Raw genomic sequence first — 20,193 nt, forward strand, 5'->3', positions numbered from 1 at the left:
GGCGAGAGCTGTCCGACGTCACGGGGGCCGGCGGGGTCAGGCGGGCGCCGGAGCTCTCTTCCGCCCCGGCTGGCGGAGCAGCAGCGCGACGGCCGCCGCCAGCATGGAGATGCCGCCCGCGAGGGCGTACGCGCCGTTGTAGCCCCACGCGGCCACCACCATCGAGCCGAGCCCGCCGCCGAACAGGCCGCTGATCAGCTTGCCGCTGTAGACGAGCCCGTAGTTGGTGGCGTTGAAGTTCTCGCCGAAGTAGTCCGGGGTCAGCGCCGCGAACATCGGGTAGAACGCGCCGCCGCCGAATCCCGAGAGGAACGCGAAGACCAGGAAGAGCCACTCGCTGTGGATGTCGCCCGCCCAGATCACCCCGAACTGCGAGAGCCCGAGCACCAGGATCACGAACACCAGGGTCGGCTTGCGCCCCCAGATGTCGGAGAGCCAGCCGACGACTCCGCGTCCGATGCCGTTGATGACGGCCATGAGCCCCATCGACGTCGCGGCCACCAGCGGCCCGAAGCCCACCTCCTTGGCGAAGTCGACCTGGAAGGAGATCCCGAAGATGGACACACCCGCGGTCATGACGAGGGTGAACCACATCAGGGGCAGCATGCCCGTTCTGATGGCCTCCTTCGGTGTGAACTGACGCACCGCGGGCGGGTTCTTGGCGAGGCTCGCCGCGTCCTTCGACGTGCCCGACTTCGCCAACGGGTCCACCTCGCAGGGCCACCAGTTCTTCGGCGGGTCCTTGAAGAAGAAGGCGCAGGCCAGGACGACGACAAGGATGTACGCGCCGATCAGGTCGAGGACGCGGTGGTAGTTACCCGTGTCGAAGGCGTAATTGAAGATGAAGATGAACGGCAGCGAGCCGTAGGCGAAGCCGCCGTTGACGAACCCCGTCTTCGCGCCACGGCGTTCGGGGAACCACTTGGCGACCATGTTGATGCAGGTCGCGTAGACGAGGCCGGAACCCACGCCGCCGATGACGCCGAACCCGATGATCGCGAGCCATACGTTGTGCAGGTGCGACAGGGCGAGGAATCCGATCAGGCACATGAACGACCCGATGTACATGGCGCGCCGCGCCGTCAGGATGCCCTTCTCGCGCATCCATCCCGCCGGGAACGCTATGCCCGCCTGGAAGAAGACCCAGACACTCAGGATCCAGAAGGTGTTGGACTGCGTCCAGCCGTGGGCGTGGGACAGGGTGTCCTCCGCCGAGCCGAACGCGTACTCGAAGACACTGATGGCCATCATCGCGATCCACGGCAGATACACCATGATCTTGCGGGAGTGGCCGAGGATGTCCCGGTCCGTCTCGCCCACGCGATAGACGCGGCCGTGCTCGTCGGTGATCTCGCGGTACGGGGTGCCGGATTCCGGCGCCTTGTTCCTTGCGGCGATGGGTTCCGCCGTCATATCAGGCCATCTCCTCACCGAGGGGTTGCGGATTGGGTGTGATGCTCTTGTCCTTGGGCCTTCCGGGCTGGGAAAGGAAGAGTGCGATGAATCCGGCGAACAGTGAAATGGAACCGGCCAGTGTGAAGGCCCCGGTGTGGCCCCAGTTGTTCACCACGACGGCTCCCATTCCGGAGCCGAGAAGCCCGGAGACCAGCTTGGAGCTGTAGACCAGGCCGTAGTTGGAGGCGTTGTTGTTCTCGCCGAAGTAGTCCGCCGTCATCGCCGCGAACATCGGGAAGATGGCCCCGCCTCCGAAGCCGGAGATGCTGGAGAAGATCAGGAACAGCGGGAGGTTCTTCATGTCCGCGGCCCACAGGATTCCGTACTGCGAAAGTCCCAGGACGATGCAGACGAAGATCAGGCAGCGTTTGCGTCCGTAGAGGTCCGACAGCCAGCCGATGACGCCTCGGCCGGTGCCGTTGACGATGGCCTTCAAGGACATGGCCGTGGCGACGATTCCGCCGGCGAATCCGGCTTCGTCCCCGATGTCCACCTGGAACGCGATGCCGAAGATGTTCACGCCCGACGTGCACAGCAGGCAGAACCACATCAGCGCGACCCGTCCGGTCTGCCATGCCTCCCTGGGCGTGTACTGCCGCACGGCGGGCGGGTTCATCGCCATCGCGCGCCTGGCCCGCGGGTCGTCCGGCGGCCGCAGCGGGTCGACGTCGGCCGGCCACCAGTTCTTCGGCGGGTCCTGGAAGAAGTAACCGGCGACGGCGACCATCGCCGCCAGGAAGAGGCCGACGCTGACAAGCACCCAGCGGAAATTCGTCAGGTCCATATAGCCGGTGAAGAGGAACACGAACGGCACCGAACCATAGGCGAATCCGCCGTTGACGAATCCGGTCTTTCCGCCTTTCCGCTCGGGATACCACTTGCCGACCATGTTCACGCAGGTCGCGTACACCATTCCGGCGCCCATGCCGCTGAACATGCCGAAGCCGATGTAGGCGACGACGACATGGGGCGCGAACGCCAGTGACAGATAACCCAGCAGCGTGCCGAGAGCGCCGCACATCATCGCCCAGCGCGCCGGCAGCTTTCCGCTCTCGCGCAGCTTGCCCGCCGGGAAGGCCACCGCGGCCTGGAAGAAGACCCAGACCCCCAGCATCCAGAAGATGTGGGTGTCGCCCCAGGAATGCGCGGTGTGCAGGGTGTCCTCGGCAGAGGCGAATGCGTACTCGGCCGAGCTGATGCCCATCATGCCCACCCACGGCAGGATGACCATCCACTTGCGCCTGCGGCCCATGATGTCGATGTCGGTCTCGCCGACCCGGTACATCCGGCCGTTGGCGTCCGTCACCTCCCGGTAGGGGACGGGTGTGTGTATGTCGGTTGTGGTCATGTTGATTCAGCACCCCTTGCGTCGAAAAGATCCTGGCCAGCGCCCCCTGTCCAATTCCTTTCGTGCGCGCACGGGTCCCGGGGCCGACCGACGCGCACCGCAGGCCGACCCCAACACCGGTCACCTCATCGACCGCCCCCCAACCGACCGGCCGCCCGGGCCCACCGGTACTTCGCGCCGAGCGCGGCCACCGGCTTCTCCGTCGTGTACGGGTACGCCACGACCCCCCGCTCGAAGAGGTACTGGCAGGCCTCCTCCACCTCGACGTCGCCCGCCAGGGATGCCACGACGGGCTTCTCGATGCCGCGCTCGCGGAACTCCGCGACCACGCGGGCCGTCAGTTCGGCGAAGACCATGGGAGGGGTGACGATGGTGTGCCAGTAGCCCAGGACGAGCGCGTGGATGCGCGGGTCCTCAAGGCCGAGCCTGATCGTCGCCTCGTACGTGGACGGGGGCTCGCCCCCGGTGATGTCGACGGGGTTTCCCGCCGCCCCGAAGGGCGGGATGAACGCCCGGAAGGACGCGTCCAGGTCGTCCGGGATCTCCATGAGCCGCAGACCGTTGTCGGTCACCGCGTCGGAGAGCAGCACACCCGAGCCGCCGGCGCCCGTGATGATCACGATGTTGTCGCCCTGCGGGGTGGGAAGCACCGGCAACGCGCGCGCGTACTCCAGCATCTCGTTGAGCCCCGGGGCCCTGATCACGCCCGCCTGCCGCAGGATGTCGTCGTACACGGCGTCATCGCCCGCCAGGGCCCCGGTGTGCGATCCGGCGGCCTTCGCCCCGGCGGCCGTACGTCCGGCCTTGAGGACCACGACCGGCTTCTTCGGGACGGTCGCCCGCGCGGCCTCCACGAAGGCACGCCCGTCCTTGAGGTCCTCCAGGTGCATGGCGATGCACTTGGTGTTGGGGTCCTCGCCGAACCACGTGAGGAGGTCGTCCTCGTCCAGGTCGGACTTGTTGCCGAGCCCGACGATCGCCGAAACGCCCGTCTTCGTGGTGCGCGCGAAGCCGAGGATGGCCATTCCGATGCCACCGGACTGGCTCGTCAGGGCGACCCCGCCCTTGACGTCGTACGGCGTGCAGAAAGTGGCGCACAGGTCCTGCCACGTCGAGTAGTAGCCGTAGATGTTCGGGCCGAGCAGCCGCACGCCAAGCCGCTCGCCGATCTCCACGATCTCGTCCTGAAGGGCGTGTTCACCGGTCTCGGCGAACCCGGAGGGGATCAGGACCGCATTGGGGATGCCCTTGCGACCCACCTCCTCCAAGGCCGACGCCACGAACTTTGCGGGGATCGCGAAGACCGCCACATCCACCTCACCGGGAACGTCCGTGACACTCTTGTACGCCTTGCGGCCCAAGATGTCATCGGCCTTGGGGTTCACCGGATGGATCTCGCCGGAGAAGCCGCCGTCGATGAGATTGCGCATCACCGAATTACCGATCTTGCCCTGCTCGTTGGAGGCACCGATCACGGCGACCGAGCGGGGCTCCATCAGCCGCCGCATCGACGTGAGCATCTCCTCGCGCGTGTACGTACGGCGCTGTTTCGTGGCCCCTTCGGAGAGGATGACGCGGATGTCCGCGGCGATCGCCCCCTCCGGAGTGGCGATCACCGGATTGAGGTCCACCTCGGCGATCTCCGGGAAATCGGTGACCAGTTGGGACACCCGGCGTATCTGCTCGGCGACGGCCCACCGGTCCACCGCCGGCGCGCCGCGCACGCCCCGCAGGATCTCGGCGGCGCGGATCGAGTCCAGCATCGAGGCGGCCTCGTCGGCGTCGACCGGCGCGAGACGGAACGTGACGTCCTTGAGGACCTCGACGAGCACACCGCCGAGGCCGAAGGCGACAATCTTCCCGAACGTCGGATCGGTCACCGCCCCGACGATCACCTCCTGGCCGGAGGGCAGCAGCTCCTGCACCTGCACGCCCTCGATGCGTGCTTGTGGCGCGTACGCGCGCGCGTTGTCCACGATCCCGCAGAAGGCGGCCCGTACGTCGGCTGCGCCCTCCACCCCGACGATGACGCCGCCCGCGTCGGTCTTGTGCAGGATGTCGGGGGAGACGATCTTCATGACGACGGGGCCTTCGAAGCGGGCCGCGTGCGCCACCGCCTCGTCCACGTCCGTCGCCAGCTCCTCGCCCGGCACGGCGATCCCGTAGGCGTCCGCGAGGATCTTTCCCTCCGGCGCCGTCAGCGAGGTCCGCCCCGCGGCGCGCACGGAGTCGAGGAGCGCCCGCACCGTCAGTGCGCGGTCTTCGGCCATCAATCAGATCACTCCGTTCGACTTGAGCAGGCGCAGTTCCTCGTCGCCGAGGCCGAGCTCGCCTATGAAGACCTCCGCGTTGTGCTCGCCCAGAAGCGGCGAACTGACCACGTTTACGGGGGAGTCCGACAGCTTCAACGGGGAGCCGACCGTGGTGAAGGAGCCGCGCTGCGGATGCGCCACCTCGACGACCATCTCGTTCGCGGCCAGCGAGGCGTCCTCGATGATCTCCTTGGTGGAGAGGATCGGGCCGCACGGGATGTTGTGGGCGTTGAGCCGCTCCAGGACCTCCCACTTGGGGAGCGTGGACGACCACTCCTCGATCAGCTGGAACATCTTGCCGAGCTTGGGGAGCCGCGCCTCCGGAGAGGCCCACTCGGGGTCCTGCGCGAGCTCGGGGCGCCCGATGAGATCCGTGAGCGGCTGCCAGCCCACGGGCTGCACGATGACGTACACGTAGTCGTTCGGTCCGCCGGGCGCGCACTTGACCGCCCAGCCGGGCTGCCCGCCGCCGCTCGCGTTGCCGGAGCGCGGCACCTCGTCCCCGAAGTCGTCGTTCGGGTACTCGGCGAGCGGCCCGTGCGCCAGGCGCTGCTGGTCGCGCAGCTTGACCCGGCACAGGTTGAGCACCGCGTGCTGCATGGCCACGTTCACGCGCTGCCCGCGACCGGTGTTCTCCCGCTGGAAAAGGGCGGCGAGAATCCCGGCGACGGCATGGATGCCGGTCCCGGAGTCACCGATCTGGGCGCCCGTGGCGAGTGGCGGACCGTCCTCGAAGCCGGTGGTCGACATGGAGCCGCCCATGGCCTGCGCCACCACTTCGTACGCCTTGAAGTTGGTGTAGGGACCGTCTCCGAAGCCCTTGATCGAGGCGTAGACGATCCGCGGGTTGATCTCCTGGATGCGCTCCCAGGTGAAGCCCATCCGGTCCACGGCGCCAGGACCGAAGTTCTCGACCATGACGTCGGAGCGCCGGATCAGCTCGGTGAGGAGCTCCTTGCCGCGTTCGGACTTGGTGTTGAGGGTGATGCTGCGCTTGTTGCAGTTGAGCATCGTGAAGTAGAGCGAGTCGACGTCCGGCAGGTCACGCAGCTGCTTGCGCGTGATGTCTCCGGAGGGCGCTTCCAGCTTCACCACGTCCGCACCGAGCCAGGCGAGCAGCTGGGTGGCGGAGGGGCCGGACTGGACGTGTGTCATGTCGAGGACGCGTACGCCCTCAAGAGCCTTGGTCGTCATCGCACGGGCTCCTCACTTGTACATGGTCTGGTTCATGGTTCCGGGGGCGTACGCGTCCGGATCGACCCATACGTTGATCAGCGAGGGCTTGCCCGACTCGCGCGCCCGCTGCAGCGCCGGGCCGATGTCGGCGGGGTCCCGGACCTCTTCGCCGTAGCCGCCCAGCATCTGGGCGAACTTGTCGTAGTGGACGTCTCCGAGGGTGTTGCCGATCCGCTGGCGCTCCTCGCCGTACTTGGCCTTCTGGCCGTAGCGGATCTGGTTCATCGAGGAGTTGTTGCCGACGATCCCGACGAAGGGCAGGTTGTAGCGGACCAGCGTCTCGAAGTCCCACCCGGTCAGTGAGAAGGCGCCGTCTCCGAAGAGGGCCACCACCTCCTTGTCGGGCCGCGCCTGCTTGGCGGCGAGCACGAAGGGGATGCCGACGCCGAGCGTGCCGAGCGGTCCGGGGTCCATCCAGTGGCCGGGCGACTTGGGCTGCACGACCTGCCCGGAGAAGGTGACGATGTCGCCGCCGTCGCCGATGTAGATCGAGTCTTCGGTAAGGAAGTCGTTGATTTCGCTCACGAGACGGTAGGGATGGATCGGCGAGGCGTCGGACTTCAGGTTCGGCAGCCGCTTCTCGATGGCCGTCTGCTCAGCGGCACGCAGCTCGTCGATCCACTCCTTGCGCTGGGAAGCGCCTCCGTTGAGGCGGCCGGACGCGGCCTCGGTGACCGACTTCAGGATGAGCCCCGCGTCACCGACGATGCCCAGATCGATGTCCCTGTTCTTGCCGACGGTGCGGTAGTCGAGGTCGATCTGTACGACGGTGGCGTCAGGGGAGAGCCGCTTCCCGTAGCCCATGCGGAAGTCGAAGGGCGTCCCCACGATGACGATGAGGTCGGCGTTGGAGAAGGCGTACCGCCGCGAGAGCTGGAAGTGGTGCGGGTCCCCGGGCGGCAGGGTGCCGCGCCCCGCGCCGTTCATGTAGGCGGGCACGTTCAGGGTCCGTACGAGCTCGACGGCGGACTCGGTGCCCCGCGTCGTCCACACCTGGCTGCCGAGCAGGATCGCGGGCTTCTCGGCGTGCACGAGCAGGTCGGCGAGCTTCTCGACGGCCTCGGGGTCGCCGGTCGAGCGGGTGGAGGCGCGGTACTGCCCGGCCTGCGGCACCCGGGCCTTGTCCACCGGCACCTTGGCGTCGAGCACGTCGCGCGGGATCTCCAGGAAGGACGGGCCGGGAGCGCCGTGGTAGCACTCGCGGAACGCCATCGACACCATGTCGGCGGCGCGCGCCGTGTCCGGCACCGTCGCGGCGAACTTGGTGATCGGCGTCATCATGTCGACGTGCGGAAGGTCCTGAAGTGACCCCATCTTGTGCTGGGTGTGCGCTCCCTGGCCGCCGATGAGCAGCATGGGGGACTCCGCGCGGAAGGCGTTCGCGACGCCCGTGACGGCGTCCGTGGTTCCCGGCCCGGCCGTCACCACGGCGCATCCGGGTTTTCCGGTGAGGCGCGCGTAGCCGTCGGCCGCGTGGGCGGCGACCTGCTCGTGGCGTACGTCGACGACATCGATCCCCTCGTCGACGCAGCCGTCGTAGATGTCGATGATGTGGCCGCCGCACAAGGTGTAGATGACCTCCACACCCTCTGCTTTGAGTGCCTTGGCGACCAGATGCCCACCGGAGATGTGGGTTTGGTTCGTGTCGCTGCTGCCGTCGGGCATGGCGAAGTCCTGTCCCTTCGTAGGGGAGTTGGAGCGCTCACACGCTGCTCGTAGGTGCTCTCGCGGTAGATTGCATACAGTCGACGAATACTGTATGAAGCTTGTTATCCCGCATCCGGTGGGTGGTGTCCAGGGGGCGTGCGGCACTTTTCGGGAGTCCGGGGATCGCTCCCCGGATCGACACAGCGGTCAGGAGCCGGAATGGACCTGTTCGAACACCAGGCAAGGGAACTCTTCGAGGAATACGGCATCTTGGTGCCGCGAGCGGAGGTCGCCGACACGGCGAAGGAAGCCCGCGCGGGCGCCGAGCGCCTGGGCGGCCGCGTCGTCGTCAAGGCCCAGGTGAAGACCGGCGGGCGCGGCAAGGCGGGCGGGGTCAAGATCGCCGCGGACCCGGCCGCGGCCGAGATCACGACCCGGCAGATCCTCGGCATGGACATCAAAGGCCACACCGTACGCAAGGTGATGCTGGCCCAACCCGTCGAGATCGACGCCGAGTTCTACGTCTCGTACGTACTGGACCGCGCGGCAGGACGCTTCATCGCGATCGCCTCCGCCGAGGGAGGCATGGAGATCGAGGAGGTGGCGGCGAACCGCCCGGAAGCCGTCGCGCGCGTCGAGATCGACCCGGCGGCAGGTGTGGACGAGGCGAAGGCGGCCGAGATCGCCGCCGCCGCGAAACTCCCCGAAGCCACCGCCGGCGTACTGGTCAAGCTCTGGCAGGTGCTCACCCGGGAGGACGCGCTCCTCGTCGAGGTGAACCCCCTCGTCCGCACCGCCCAGGGAGAGATCCTCGCCCTCGACGGCAAGGTCACCCTGGACGACAATGCCCGCTTCCGCCACGCCCGCTGGGGCGTCGACGACTCCGCGCACGACGACCCCCTGGAGTCGGCGGCCGCGTCCAAGGGCCTCAACTACGTGAAGCTCGACGGCGAGGTCGGCATCATCGGCAACGGAGCGGGCCTGGTCATGTCCACCCTCGACGTGGTCGCGGGCTGCGGCGCGCGCCCCGCGAACTTCCTCGACATCGGAGGCGGCGCCTCCGCCCAGATCATGGCCGACGGCCTCTCCGTCATCCTTTCCGACCCTGCGGTCAAGTCCGTCTTCGTCAACGTCTTCGGCGGCATCACCGCGTGCGACGCCGTCGCCGACGGCATCGTCCAGGCCCTGGAATCCGTCCGGTTGACCAAGCCGCTCGTCGTCCGCCTCGACGGAAACAACGCCGTGCGCGGGCGCGCCATCCTCGACGCGCGCGCCCACCCCCTCGTCCAGCAGGCCACCACCATGGGCGGCGCCGCCCGCCGCGCCGCCGAACTCGCCGGTCACACCAACGCAGCCTAAGGAGCCGGGACATGGCGATCTATCTCACCAAGGAGAGCAAGGTCCTCGTCCAGGGCATGACCGGCGCCGAGGGCATGAAGCACACCCGCCGCATGCTCGCGGCGGGCACGGACGTCGTCGGGGGCGTCAATCCGCGCAAGGCCGGCCGCACCGTCGACTTCGACGACCGCGCCGTCCCCGTCTTCGGATCCGTCCGCGACGCCATGGAGACCACGGGAGCCGACGTCACCGTGGTCTTCGTGCCGCCCGCCTTCTCCAAGGCGGCGGTCATCGAGGCCGCCGACGCCGGAATCGGCCTCGCCGTCGTCATCACGGAAGGCATCCCCGTACACGACTCCGTCGCCTTCCACGCGTACGCCAAGGAACGGGGCACCCGCGTCATCGGCCCCAACTGCCCGGGGCTCATCACCCCGGGACAGGCCAACGCGGGCATCATCCCCGCCGACATCACCAAACCCGGACGCGTCGGCCTGGTCTCGAAATCCGGCACGCTCACCTACCAACTCATGTACGAGCTGCGCGACATCGGCTTCTCCACCTGCGTCGGCATCGGCGGCGACCCCGTCGTCGGCACCACGCACATCGACTGCCTCGCCGCCTTCGAGGACGACCCCGACACCGAACTCATCGTCCTCATCGGCGAGATCGGCGGCGACGCGGAGGAACGCGCCGCCGCCTACATTCAACGGGCCGTCACCAAACCCGTCGTCGCCTACATCGCCGGCTTCACCGCACCCGAAGGCAAGACCATGGGGCACGCGGGAGCCATCGTCTCGGGCTCCTCCGGGACCGCGCGCGCCAAGCAGGAGGCGCTGGAAGCCGCCGGGGTGCGGGTCGGCGCCACACCCACGGAGACAGCCCGCCTCGTTTTGAACCAACTCGGCGCGTGATGTCACTCATAGGTGGCAGTCCCCGACTGCACTAGCGTCCCCGAGCACACGCGCGGACCGCGAACCGAGCGGCGCCGCCGTGCGAGCCATGCACCTCCCGCCCCGACTTGTGCACCGTGAGCGGAGAATCCCGAATGGCACCCACCCTCACCCATCACACCCCCACCCATCCCCTCGTCCTCAAAGCCGGTACGGCCTGGTCCGACGCCTGGCAGCGCTGCCTCGCCGTCGCGCCCGAGGCCTTCCGCGACGACCGCGTCCTCAACCTCTGGAACGGGACCTGGCAGGCGGACGGCCGGGCCCTGCCCGCCACATCCCCCGTCGACGGCAGCCCCATCGCGGGCCCGCCGCGCCTCGACGCCGCCACCGCCCACCAGGCCGTACGCGCCTCGCTCGACCAGCACCGCGCCTGGCGCCACATCCCGCTCGAGGAACGGCGCGCCCGCGTCGGCGCCACCCTCGACGCCCTCACCGAACACCGCGAACTGCTCGCCCTCCTCCTCGTCTGGGAGATCGGCAAACCCTGGCGGCTCGCCCAGGCCGACGTCGACCGGGCCATCGACGGCGTGCGCTGGTACGTCGACGGCATCGAGCCGATGATCGAGGGCCGGACCCCGCTGGACGGGCCCGTATCCAACATCGCGAGCTGGAACTACCCGATGAGCGTGCTCGTTCACGCAGTGTTGGTACAGGCACTCGCGGGCAACGCGGTCATCGCCAAGACCCCGACCGATGGCGGCGCCGCCTGTCTGACCCTCGCGTGCGCCCTGGCCGCCCGCGAAGGTATCCCCGTCACCCTCGTGAGCGGCAGCGGGAGCGAACTGTCCGAAGCGCTGGTCCGCGCACCGGAGATCGGCTGCGTCTCCTTCGTCGGCGGACGTGACACGGGCGCCGCCGTCGCCACCGCCGTCGCCGACCTCGGCAAGCGGCACATCCTCGAACAGGAAGGACTCAACACCTGGGGCATCTGGAACTACAGCGACTGGGACGCACTCGGCGCCGTCATCCCCAAGCTCTTCGACTACGGCAAGCAGCGCTGCACCGCGTATCCGCGCTTCGTCGTCCAGCGGGGCCTCTTCGACCAGTTCCTCGCCGCCTACCTCCCGGCCGTGCGCACCGTCCGCGTCGGCCACCCCCTGGCGGTCGAGCACGCCGAAGACCCGTTCCCGCAGCTGGACTTCGGCCCGCTGATCAACGCGGCCAAGGCCAAGGAGCTGGGCGACCAGGTGACGGAGGCGATCGACCGCGGCGCCGTGCCGCTGTACCGGGGCGCCCCCGCGGCGGACCTCTTCCTGCCGGGCCAGGACACGGACGCGTACGTCCATCCCGTCACGCTCCTCAACCCGCCCCCCTCATCGCCGCTGCACCACGCGGAGCCGTTCGGCCCGGTCGACACCATCGTCCTGGTCGACACGGAGGCAGAGCTGCTCGCTGCCATGAACGCGTCGAACGGAGCGCTGGTCGCCACGCTGTCGACCGACGACCCGGCGACGTACGAACGCCTCGCGCCGCAGATCCGTGCCTTCAAGACGGGCCGCGGGAAGCCCCGCTCGCGCGGTGACCGGGACGAGCTGTTCGGCGGGTTCGGCGCGTCCTGGCGCGGCGCGTTCGTCGGCGGCGAGCTCCTGGTACGGGCGGTCACGCACGGCCCGGCGATGGAGCGGCCACCGGGGAACTTCCCGAGCTACCACCTGATGGCGTGAGCTCGGACCGGTGGGGGACCGGGGGTGGTTCAGCCGATCCCCTGCCGGTCGGGCAGCAGCGCGAACGCACGGTCCGCGGCCTCCGGGACCGTGCGTTCCACCGCCTGCGCGAGCAGCGCGCGGTGGCGCAGGAGCGGCTCCCTGCGCTCCTCGGGCGCGAGCCGCAGCAGGTCGTCGAGGCCGGCCAGCATCCGCCGGGTGACCTGCGGATTGCCGACCGCGCAGCCCCGGATCTCGGCGAACCCGAGATCCACCAGGGCCGTCCAGTCCGGCACGGGCTGCACCATCCGCACCGCCCCGCGCCGGTCACGGTGGCGCAGGGCTCCCAGCGGATATCCGGCCACCGACGCCAGGAACTGGATGATGCGGTCCAGGGCCTGCACGGCGGTGGTCGGGTCGTTCACCGCGGGGGAGAGGGCCCGCAGGGCGATGTCGGCGAGCTGGCGAAGACCGAAGCCGAGGTCCTGGTGGAAGGTGCGCTCCACGCCCACGGAGAACGTGTACCGCAGGGCGCGCCGGGAGGGCGCCGCCCCGCCGTGGACGGTGAACACCGGGGTCCCCGGCACCACGAAGTCCCCGATGCGCGGCAGCAGCCGCAGCACCACACCGTGCCGTCTGGCCGCCCGCACCACCCGGGCGATGTGCACGTCCCGCAGCACTCCGGGCCGCCCCTGGTGAGTGATCCGGGCGGTGGCCGGGCCCAGGCGCTCGTCGTCCACCGCGCCTTCGGTCGGGTGTTTCACGGCCACCCGGAAAGACTCCCGGGCGATCCGGTCGATGACGAAGCTGATCCGCATCATGCGGAGCGTGCCGTTCACGTACGCCACGAACAGCAGCAGGCTCAGGAACACCAGGGCCAGGGCCAGGACCGACTCGATCAAGGGCACGTTCGTGAGCAGGCGCGGATCGCGCTCGCTGTCGAATGACGTCAGCGTCATCAGGGAGAAGAGGAACGTCGCCAGGAAGACGGTCAGTGTGATCTTGGTGATCCGCGACCTGACGTACAGCCGCACCACCCGCGGGCTGAACTGCCCGCTCGCCATCTGCACGGCCACCAGCGAAATGCTGAAGACGACACCGATGAAGGTCATCATCGCCGAGCCGATGGTGCTGATCACCGTCTTGGCGTCCTCGGCGATCCCCATCAGATCCTTGACGGCGTCGTAGTCCCCGTCCTCCTGCGCCGCCGCCACGATCTGCGCGTCCAGAGCCGACGCGGCCCACCACAGCACCATGGCCCCCACGAGTCCCGCGGTCGGCGCGAACCACATGGTGTCCCGCAGATGCTCGCGCAACGGGGACAGCAGCCGAGGCCGCCGCACCTTCGCGTCACCGAGCACTCCAGTAATCAGCCCGTCACTCATGGTGAGACTCTAGATGCGGCGGGCCGGGCCGCCGGGTATCCGCCCGGCGGCGTACGGATACGCAGGTGAAAGGCACTCCGAAAGCTTGGTATTGTTGTCCATGTCGCCGCGGGGAACACCCCGCGAACGGCAGACACCTAGTCCGGGTGGCGGAATGGCAGACGCGCTAGCTTGAGGTGCTAGTGCCCTTTAACGGGCGTGGGGGTTCAAGTCCCCCCTCGGACACCACAGCAGTACAGAACCCCACGGTCTCTCTGAGGCCGTGGGGTTCTGTCGTGCCGTGGGGTTCTGTCGTGCGTCAGCCCGCCTCCAGGGCGAATCGCTCGTCCCACTTCGGCTTCAGCTGATCCGTCGTGCGGCCCACCAGGAACTCGGGGCGGGTCGGATGAGGCGGTGCGTTGTCGACGGAGTTGTACGACACCATCAGGAGCGCCCGCCGGTCCGGCGACGCGTTGTCCGACGACGAGTGCACGATGTTCGGGTGGAAGGCCTGGATCGCGCCCGCCCGGCCGGTCGCCCGCTCGGTGCCGAAGGACGTGACCAGCTCCCTGGCACGGCCGGGCTCCATCGTGTGCTCGGGGTCGGCCTCGAAGTTCTTGCGCCAGTCCCCGTTGCCGCCCGGCGTGATCTTGCCGGGGCCGAGGTACCCCAGACGATGGGAGCCGGGTACGAGGATCAGCGGGCCGTTGCTCTCGTGGACATCGTCCAGCGGTACGGCGAGCGTGACCGCCGTGGGCCGCGGCAGGCCGTCCTCCGCGTTCCAGAAGGCGAAGTCCTGGTGCCAGGGCCATGCCCGGCCCTCGCGGGCCTGCTTCAGGTTGACCTTGAACTGGTAGACGTACACCGGCGTCCCCGTCAGCGCTTCGGCCAGCTTCAGGAGATAGGGGTGTCGTACGAGGGTCGCGTACGCCTCGTCGAACTCGTGGCAGCCGTGCACCGCGCGGACCGCCGTGCTGCCCCGCTCGTGGACCACCTCCGGCCCGCCTCGGCGGCAGACGGCGTCCAGGCTGTCGCGGAGCAGGTCGACTGCGGGGTCGGTGAACCGGTACGGGGAGCGGCACCAGCCTTTCTCCTCGTACTCCGCGATCAGGTCCGGCAGATGTCCGTCGTCAGTGTCGATCACGAATCCAGCCTCACCGGTTGTTGGGACAGGTCCGACCGCTCGCCGATCCACTCGGCCATCGCGGAGATCGTCGGCCGCGAGAGGAACGTCTCCAGGTCCGCGTACGCGCCGAAACGCTCGTTGATCCGGGACGTCAGCACCGCGGCCAGCAGTGAAGTGCCGCCCAGCTGGAAGAAGTTGTCGTTGAACGCGATGTCCTTCGCGTCCAGGACGTCCTCCCACAGGAGCGTCAGCTCATGCTGGACGCCGTCCTCGGCCGAGCCGACGCCACTGCCCTTGAGCGTCAACTCGCGGGCCGCCAGGGCCTGGCGGTCGAGCTTGCCGCTGGGCGTCAGGGGCAGCCGGTCCACCGGGACGAACGCCACCGGCAGCATGTACTCGGGCAGGGTCTCGGCGAGCCGGTCCCGGAGATCGCCGGGCAGCGGCGTCCCGCCCGCGGCATACACGACGTAGGCGACCAGGCGCTTGCCCGCCGTGGGACTCTCGTTCACCACGACCGCGGCGTCGGCCGCTTCCGGCAGGGCCCTGACCGCCGACTCGATCTCGCCGAGCTCCACGCGGTACCCGCGGATCTTCACCTGCCCGTCGTCCCGGCCCAGGAAGTGGATCCGCCCCTGGGCGTCGACCCGGCCCGTGTCCCCGGTCCGGTACACCCGTGATCCCGCGGGCCCCAGCGGATCGGGCGTGAAACGCTCCGCGGACAGGGCGGGCCGGTTGAGGTAGCCGCGGGCGAGCACCGGCCCGCCGATGACGATCTCACCCGTGACGCCCGCCGGAACCGGGTCGCCCCGCCCGTCCACCACCCGCACGCGCGCGGCGGCGATGGACCGGCCGATGGGGGCGCGCTCCGGCCAGGACGAGGGCTCGCCGGTCAGCCGCAGGGCCGTCACGTTGTGCGTCTCCGAAGGGCCGTACTGGTTGTGCAGCGCGACATCGGGAAGGGCGCCGAAGAACTGCCGCACGGCGGGAGTGATGTAGAGCTGCTCGCCCCCGCAGACGACCTCGTGGAGCGAACGCGGGTGACGGCCCACGTCCTGGGCCGTGTGGGCGAGGGACTGCAGGGCCACGAACGGCATGAACACGCGGTGCACCCGCCGCTCGTCGAGGAAACGCAGCAGCCGGTGGGAGTCCCGGCGTACCTCCTCGTCGATCAGCACGAGGCAGCCGCCCGTGCCCCACGTACTGAACATCTCCTCGAAGTGGACGTCGAAGCTCGCCGCCGCGAACTGGAGGGTCCGGTCGCCGATCCCGCTCGTGAACGTCTCGCGCTGCCAGCTGATCAGATTCCGCAGCGGACCGTGCGGCATGGCGACGCCCTTGGGCGTGCCCGTGGACCCCGAGGTGTAGATGACGTAGGCGAGGTCGTCGGTGGTGGCCGTGGAGACGGGGGCTGCCTGGGGGCGCGGGCGTGGGGCGGTTGCCGTGTCGTCGTCCAGCAGTACGACCCTCGTCCCGGCGGGCGCGGGCGGCAGCCCCGCGGGGGTGCGGTGCGTGAGCAGTACGCGCATGCCGCTGTCCCGCATCATGAAGTCGAGCCGCGCCTGCGGGTAGGCGTGGTCCAGCGGCATGTACGCGGCGTCGGCGCGCAGCGCGGCCAGGATGGCGATCGGGAGCCGGAAGGACCGGTCGGTACGGACGCCGACGACCGTGCCCGCGACGCAGAGGCTTCGCAGGCGCGTGGCCAACTCGTCTGCCGCGCGCCCGAGTTCCTCGTACGACAACTGATGGCCCTGGTACTCCACCGCGGGCAGGTCGGGCCACGCGCGGCGTGTGTCGTCGAAGTACTGGAGCACTGTTCCCGGTCGTGGGGCCGCCGTGGGACGGGCTTCGTCAGGCATGGGGGGCGTCCGCCTCCTGAAGTGTCTTCTCCATCTCCGCCGCCAGGGCGGACACGAACGGCTCGTCCAGCAGGGAGTAGTGGTCGCCCGCGAGGACGCGGGGCGGGGAGAGGGCCGGGCACAGTCGCGCCCAGGCCGCACCGGCCGCCGTACGCATCCGCTGGTCGCTCTCCTGCGCCTGGAACAGGGCTGTTGGACCGGCGTAGGGTGCAGGCCGGTACCGCAGGGCCGCACGCCCGTGCGCGTCGCCCGGAGCCGATCCGGCGTCGGGCGGGAGCTGCTGGCCCAGGTAGCTGTCGACGAGGACCAGCATCGCGACCCGCTCCCCGAGCCGGGTGAGCCGCTGGGCCATCTCGTAGGCGACGAGACCGCCCATCGACCAGCCCATCAGGAGGTACGGTCCGTGCGGCCGGGCCTCGCGGACCACCGCGAGGTGACGCGCGGCCAGCGCCTCGACGTCGGTCTCCGGAGCCTGAGCTTCGGCGGCGTCGGCGGCGTCGGCGCCGTCGTGCAGGGCGTACAGCGGACGCCGGACCACGGAACCGCCGGCGAGGTTCCGGAAGCCGATGGCATCCGCGCCGCCGGGGTGGACGCAGAACAGCGGGGTCCCGTCGCCCCGGCTCTGGAGCGTGACGAGGGCGCGCGAACGCATACCTGCCTCAGCCCCCTCAGCTCTCTCGGCTCCCTCAGCTCCGTCCGTTCCACCGGCGTCTCTGAGCAGTGCGGCCAGTGCCCTCGGTGTCGCGGGGTCGACCAGAGGTCCGTCCGCCGCCGTCGGCTCCTCGAACAGCACCGATACCGGCAGCTCGGCGGAGAACACGGCGTTGATCCTCGCGATCAGCCGCACCGCGAGGATCGAGTGGCCGCCGAGGTCGAAGAAGACGTCGTCCGCTCCGACGGACGGGATCTTGAGCAGCTCACCGAAGACGGCCGCGACCCGCGCTTCCAGGGCGTCGTCCGGCCGAACCGCCGGCCGCGCGCCGATGTCGCGCGGGGCATCGGCTGCGAGCAGGGCCTCCCGGTCGGTCTTGCCGTTCGCCGTGAGGGGCAACCGGTCGAGCCAGACGTACGAGGCGGGGACCATGACGGCCGGCAGCCGCTGACTGAGATGGCCGCGCAGTTCCGACGGCGCGAGCGCCCCTTCGGCCGACGCACAGAGGAACGCCGTGAGCAGGCCGCCGTCCGTACCGTCGGACCCGAGCACCACGGCCGCCTCGCGGACCGACGGGTGGGTGAGCAGCGCGCGCTCGATCTCGGCCGGTTCCACGCGGACGCCGCGGACCTTGATCTGCTCGTCCCGGCGGCCGAGGCAGTGCAGCGATCCGTCGGGGGCGTAGTAGCCGACATCACCGGTCCGGTAGAGGCGTTGGCCCGGCACCTCGGAGAAGGGATGCGGTACGAAGCGTTCCGCCGACCCGGCCGCATCCGCGACATAGCCGCGCGCCAGGCCGATGCCGCCCACGCAGATCTCGCCCAGCGCCCCGACCGGCACCGGTGCCAGACGGCCGTCCAGGACGTAGACGTCGCTGCCGTCCACGGGTCTGCCGATGGGCACGTCACCGACCGCGGGGTCATCGGCCGTGATCTCGTGGACGGTGCAGCCCACCGCGGCCTCGGTGGGCCCGTACTCGTTGAAGATCCTTGTGGTCGGCGCGTGTTGGCGCCAGGGCGCGACGTGCTCCCAGGAGAGGTTCTCGCCGCCCAGCACGAGGGAATGCGCGACTCCGGAGGTGTCGGCGGGATCGAGCGCGTGGTTGATCACGCCCAGATGGGAGGGAGTCACCTTGAGCAGGTCGAGTCCGGCCCGGCGGCCCAGCTCACCGGTGAGGCCGAAGACGTTGCGCCAGGCCGGGTCGAGGTGCACCGTGCGCCCGCCGACCAGGGGCACGAACAGACTGGTCACCGTCATGTCGAAGGCCACGGATGAGTGCACCATGGCCCCTGTGCCGCCCTCGTGGACGTAGGTCCTGGCCGCCCAGAGGACGTAGTTGGCCAGGGCCCGGTGAGGCAGCATCACGCCCTTGGGGACGCCGGTGGAGCCGCTGGTGAACAAGATGTAGGCGAGATTCTCCGGCGTCACCTCGGTCTGCGGGCCGACCCGCTGCTCCGTCGCGGGCCGTCCGTCGACGCGCAGACAGCGGATCGTGCCCGCCTGGTCCTGCGCCGTGTCCGGTCCGGTGAGGATCAGGACGCACCCCGAGCGCGACAGCATGTCCTGGGTCCGCGCCTCGGGCAGTTCCGGATCGAGCGGCAGATACGCGCCACCCGCCTTGAGTACGCCCAGCATCGCCACCAGCAGGTGACGGGTGTGCCCGATGGATATCGCCACGGGCTGATCGGGCCCCACCCCGTGCTTCCGCAGCATCTGGGCCACTTGGTCGGCCTGTTCGTCCAGTTGCCGGTAGGTCAGCCGGGCCCCGGGGTCCACCACCGCCACCGCGTCCGGCGAACGCCGGGCCTGACGCTCGATGATCCGGTGCAGGCACGAGGGCGGCTGCCGAGTGGCGCGGCCGTGGTCGGCAGCGGCCCGTACGAGGGCGCGGCTGTGCTCGTCGAGCACGCTGACGGTGGCGAGCTGGGCCGACGGATCGGCGACGACACCTTCCAGCAGGGTCAGGTACTGCCCGGCGAGGCCGCGTACGTAGTCGGCGGGGAACTCGCCCTGGTGCCAGCGCCACACCAGACACAGTGAGTCGGGGCCCGTGACGCTTTCCAGCCTCAGTGCGCACGGCTCGGCCTCGACGTCGTCCCAGACCAGGGTGAAGGTGACGCCGTCGGCATGCTCGGCGGGTGCCTCCTCCTTCGCCTCGAACGCGACCGTCCGGTCGGCCGGGCCGGTGGCGTACGAAGCAGGCAGGCGCTCGGCGGCGCGCTCGGAGCGAGCCCTCTCGGCCTGGACCTGGGCCAGCAGGCCGGAGAACGTGGTGGCCGAACCGGGCCGGGTGCGCAGCGGTGACCAATGCGCGAAGTGACCGGCGCAATCGCTCAGATCGTCGTAGGGGCGCCCCGGCAGGGCGGTGGTGACGCTGACGTCGGGCCGGTCCGTGACCCTGCGCAGAAGAGCCAACAGGCAGGTGAGCAGCACGACTTCGGGTGGTACGTCGTGCTGTTTGGCGCAGGTACGGACGGCTTGCGCGAGTAGGGGCGGCACCGTGTCGTCGAGGCGTAGGACGCCGCTTCCGGTGGCGTCGCCTGCTGGGAGCGGACGGTGCAGGGGCAGGGGCAGGGGGCCGGAGTGTGCTGCCTCGTCGACGTGAATGTCGTGGGTGTCGTGGGTGTCGTGGACGTCGCGCACGTCGTCATCGGCCACCGGCTCGGCGGCGTCGGCTTGCTGCTGCCATTGCGCGTACTGGATGTACTGGAGAGGCGCGGCGTCCGGTGAAGAACCGGCGAGGGCGTGGGCGAGCCCGGCCACGAGTCCGCGCAGGGTCCGGCTGTCGGCGGAGAGGGCGGAGGTCGTGATCAGCAGTGCGTGCCGCCGGTCGGAGAGCCTGAGCAGGCGGGCACGCAGCGGGGCGGCGTCGTCGATGCCCGCCGGGCGTAGACGCTCGGCCCGCACCGCGGCGTCCAGGTGTCCGGCGACGTCCTCGGGCGGCAACCCGCGCAGGTCCCGCACCGTCCACTCGATGTCTCCCCGGCTCTCCCCGCCGTTCCCCCCACCCTTCTCCCCGCCGATGTCCGCCAGCGCGGTGTTCGCCCCCGGCACACGGCGGTAGCGCGTCCGCAGCGCGCCATGGCGTTCGGTGACCGCACGCAGTGCGTCGGCCAGCCGGTTCGGGTCGACGGCGCCGTCGACGTGGAGGAGCGCCTGGGCCCAGCCGCGCGCTTGGGCCCCTGCGGGGTCCGAGGCTCCGTACGCCTGCCAGATGCGCTGTTGCTGGAACGAGAGCCGAAATCCCTCCACTCGGCCGTCCGATC

12 protein-coding genes and 1 tRNA gene are annotated in these 20,193 nt (G+C 69.8%); 4 read left to right on the top strand and 9 right to left on the bottom strand.

Going from position 1 to position 20,193, the window contains the following annotated elements; genetic code table 11:
- Positions 1 to 36: 36 nt before the first annotated feature.
- The 5 genes from ACFUPX_RS01445 to ACFUPX_RS01465 form a co-directional block, all read right to left on the bottom strand.
- Positions 37 to 1,413, bottom strand: coding sequence for an OFA family MFS transporter (locus ACFUPX_RS01445; protein ID WP_383313938.1), 1,377 nt, complete (start codon positions 1,411 to 1,413; stop codon positions 37 to 39).
- A gap of 1 nt (position 1,414) precedes the next feature.
- Positions 1,415 to 2,803: an OFA family MFS transporter gene (locus ACFUPX_RS01450; protein ID WP_383313941.1), complete on the bottom strand. Its 1,389-nt coding sequence runs from the start codon at positions 2,801 to 2,803 to the stop codon at positions 1,415 to 1,417.
- 125 nt (positions 2,804 to 2,928) lie between these two features.
- The gene (locus tag ACFUPX_RS01455) at positions 2,929 to 5,073 is read right to left on the bottom strand and encodes an acetate--CoA ligase family protein (RefSeq protein WP_383313944.1); all 2,145 of its coding nucleotides are present in this window, start codon (positions 5,071 to 5,073) and stop codon (positions 2,929 to 2,931) included.
- A gap of 3 nt (positions 5,074 to 5,076) precedes the next feature.
- A complete protein-coding gene (gene frc / locus ACFUPX_RS01460) occupies positions 5,077 to 6,309 on the bottom strand; it encodes a formyl-CoA transferase (RefSeq protein ID WP_383313947.1) in 1,233 nt (410 codons plus the stop codon).
- A 12-nt stretch (positions 6,310 to 6,321) separates the two neighbouring features.
- Positions 6,322 to 8,016 carry a thiamine pyrophosphate-binding protein gene (locus tag ACFUPX_RS01465; protein WP_383313950.1) on the bottom strand — a complete coding sequence of 565 codons (1,695 nt, stop codon included), beginning with the start codon at positions 8,014 to 8,016 and terminating at the stop codon, positions 6,322 to 6,324.
- Between the two features lie 201 nt (positions 8,017 to 8,217).
- Between ACFUPX_RS01465 and sucC the strand changes: the two genes are divergently transcribed.
- The 3 genes from sucC to ACFUPX_RS01480 all read left to right on the top strand — a co-directional run bounded on the left by sucC (position 8,218) and on the right by ACFUPX_RS01480 (position 11,950).
- A complete protein-coding gene (sucC, locus tag ACFUPX_RS01470; protein WP_383313953.1) occupies positions 8,218 to 9,357 on the top strand; it encodes an ADP-forming succinate--CoA ligase subunit beta in 1,140 nt (379 codons plus the stop codon).
- 11 nt (positions 9,358 to 9,368) lie between these two features.
- On the top strand, positions 9,369 to 10,247 hold the full coding sequence (gene sucD, locus ACFUPX_RS01475; RefSeq protein WP_383313956.1) for a succinate--CoA ligase subunit alpha: 879 nt from the start codon (positions 9,369 to 9,371) through the stop codon (positions 10,245 to 10,247).
- A gap of 134 nt (positions 10,248 to 10,381) precedes the next feature.
- The gene (locus tag ACFUPX_RS01480) at positions 10,382 to 11,950 is read left to right on the top strand and encodes an aldehyde dehydrogenase family protein (protein ID WP_383313959.1); all 1,569 of its coding nucleotides are present in this window, start codon (positions 10,382 to 10,384) and stop codon (positions 11,948 to 11,950) included.
- Positions 11,951 to 11,979: 29 nt separating this feature from the next.
- On the opposite strand, the gene ACFUPX_RS01485 is transcribed toward ACFUPX_RS01480, so the two are convergent.
- Positions 11,980 to 13,314: a DUF2254 domain-containing protein gene (locus ACFUPX_RS01485; protein WP_383313962.1), complete on the bottom strand. Its 1,335-nt coding sequence runs from the start codon at positions 13,312 to 13,314 to the stop codon at positions 11,980 to 11,982.
- A 140-nt stretch (positions 13,315 to 13,454) separates the two neighbouring features.
- Here ACFUPX_RS01485 and ACFUPX_RS01490 point away from each other — a divergent pair.
- Positions 13,455 to 13,542 (top strand) — tRNA-Leu (locus tag ACFUPX_RS01490).
- 70 nt (positions 13,543 to 13,612) lie between these two features.
- On the opposite strand, the gene ACFUPX_RS01495 is transcribed toward ACFUPX_RS01490, so the two are convergent.
- The 3 genes from ACFUPX_RS01495 to ACFUPX_RS01505 are packed head-to-tail and all read right to left on the bottom strand — an operon-like array spanning position 13,613 to position 20,179.
- On the bottom strand, positions 13,613 to 14,437 hold the full coding sequence (locus tag ACFUPX_RS01495; RefSeq protein ID WP_383313965.1) for a phytanoyl-CoA dioxygenase family protein: 825 nt from the start codon (positions 14,435 to 14,437) through the stop codon (positions 13,613 to 13,615).
- Positions 14,434 to 16,275: a non-ribosomal peptide synthetase gene (locus ACFUPX_RS01500; RefSeq protein ID WP_383313968.1), complete on the bottom strand. Its 1,842-nt coding sequence runs from the start codon at positions 16,273 to 16,275 to the stop codon at positions 14,434 to 14,436. The genes ACFUPX_RS01495 and ACFUPX_RS01500 overlap by 4 nt, the downstream gene beginning before the upstream one ends.
- Complete coding sequence (locus ACFUPX_RS01505; RefSeq protein ID WP_383313971.1) at positions 16,268 to 20,179, bottom strand: amino acid adenylation domain-containing protein; 3,912 nt, start codon at positions 20,177 to 20,179, stop codon at positions 16,268 to 16,270. Before ACFUPX_RS01505 ends, ACFUPX_RS01500 begins: the two co-directional genes overlap by 8 nt.
- Between the last annotated feature and the right edge of the window lie 14 nt (positions 20,180 to 20,193).

It is taken from the genome of Streptomyces sp. NPDC057302 (genome assembly GCF_042667685.1).
Lineage (GTDB): Bacteria > Actinomycetota > Actinomycetes > Streptomycetales > Streptomycetaceae > Streptomyces.

Excerpts from the sequence above, each read along its gene's own strand:
- ACFUPX_RS01445 (WP_383313938.1), bottom strand. The coding sequence starts at position 1,413 with ATGACGGCGGAACCCATCGCCGCAAGGAACAAGGCGCCGGAATCCGGC.
- ACFUPX_RS01450 (WP_383313941.1), bottom strand. The coding sequence starts at position 2,803 with ATGACCACAACCGACATACACACACCCGTCCCCTACCGGGAGGTGACG.
- ACFUPX_RS01455 (WP_383313944.1), bottom strand. The coding sequence starts at position 5,073 with ATGGCCGAAGACCGCGCACTGACGGTGCGGGCGCTCCTCGACTCCGTG.
- frc (WP_383313947.1), bottom strand. The coding sequence starts at position 6,309 with ATGACGACCAAGGCTCTTGAGGGCGTACGCGTCCTCGACATGACACAC.
- ACFUPX_RS01465 (WP_383313950.1), bottom strand. The coding sequence starts at position 8,016 with ATGCCCGACGGCAGCAGCGACACGAACCAAACCCACATCTCCGGTGGG.
- sucC (WP_383313953.1), top strand. The coding sequence starts at position 8,218 with ATGGACCTGTTCGAACACCAGGCAAGGGAACTCTTCGAGGAATACGGC.
- sucD (WP_383313956.1), top strand. The coding sequence starts at position 9,369 with ATGGCGATCTATCTCACCAAGGAGAGCAAGGTCCTCGTCCAGGGCATG.
- ACFUPX_RS01480 (WP_383313959.1), top strand. The coding sequence starts at position 10,382 with ATGGCACCCACCCTCACCCATCACACCCCCACCCATCCCCTCGTCCTC.
- ACFUPX_RS01485 (WP_383313962.1), bottom strand. The coding sequence starts at position 13,314 with ATGAGTGACGGGCTGATTACTGGAGTGCTCGGTGACGCGAAGGTGCGG.
- ACFUPX_RS01500 (WP_383313968.1), bottom strand. The coding sequence starts at position 16,275 with ATGCCTGACGAAGCCCGTCCCACGGCGGCCCCACGACCGGGAACAGTG.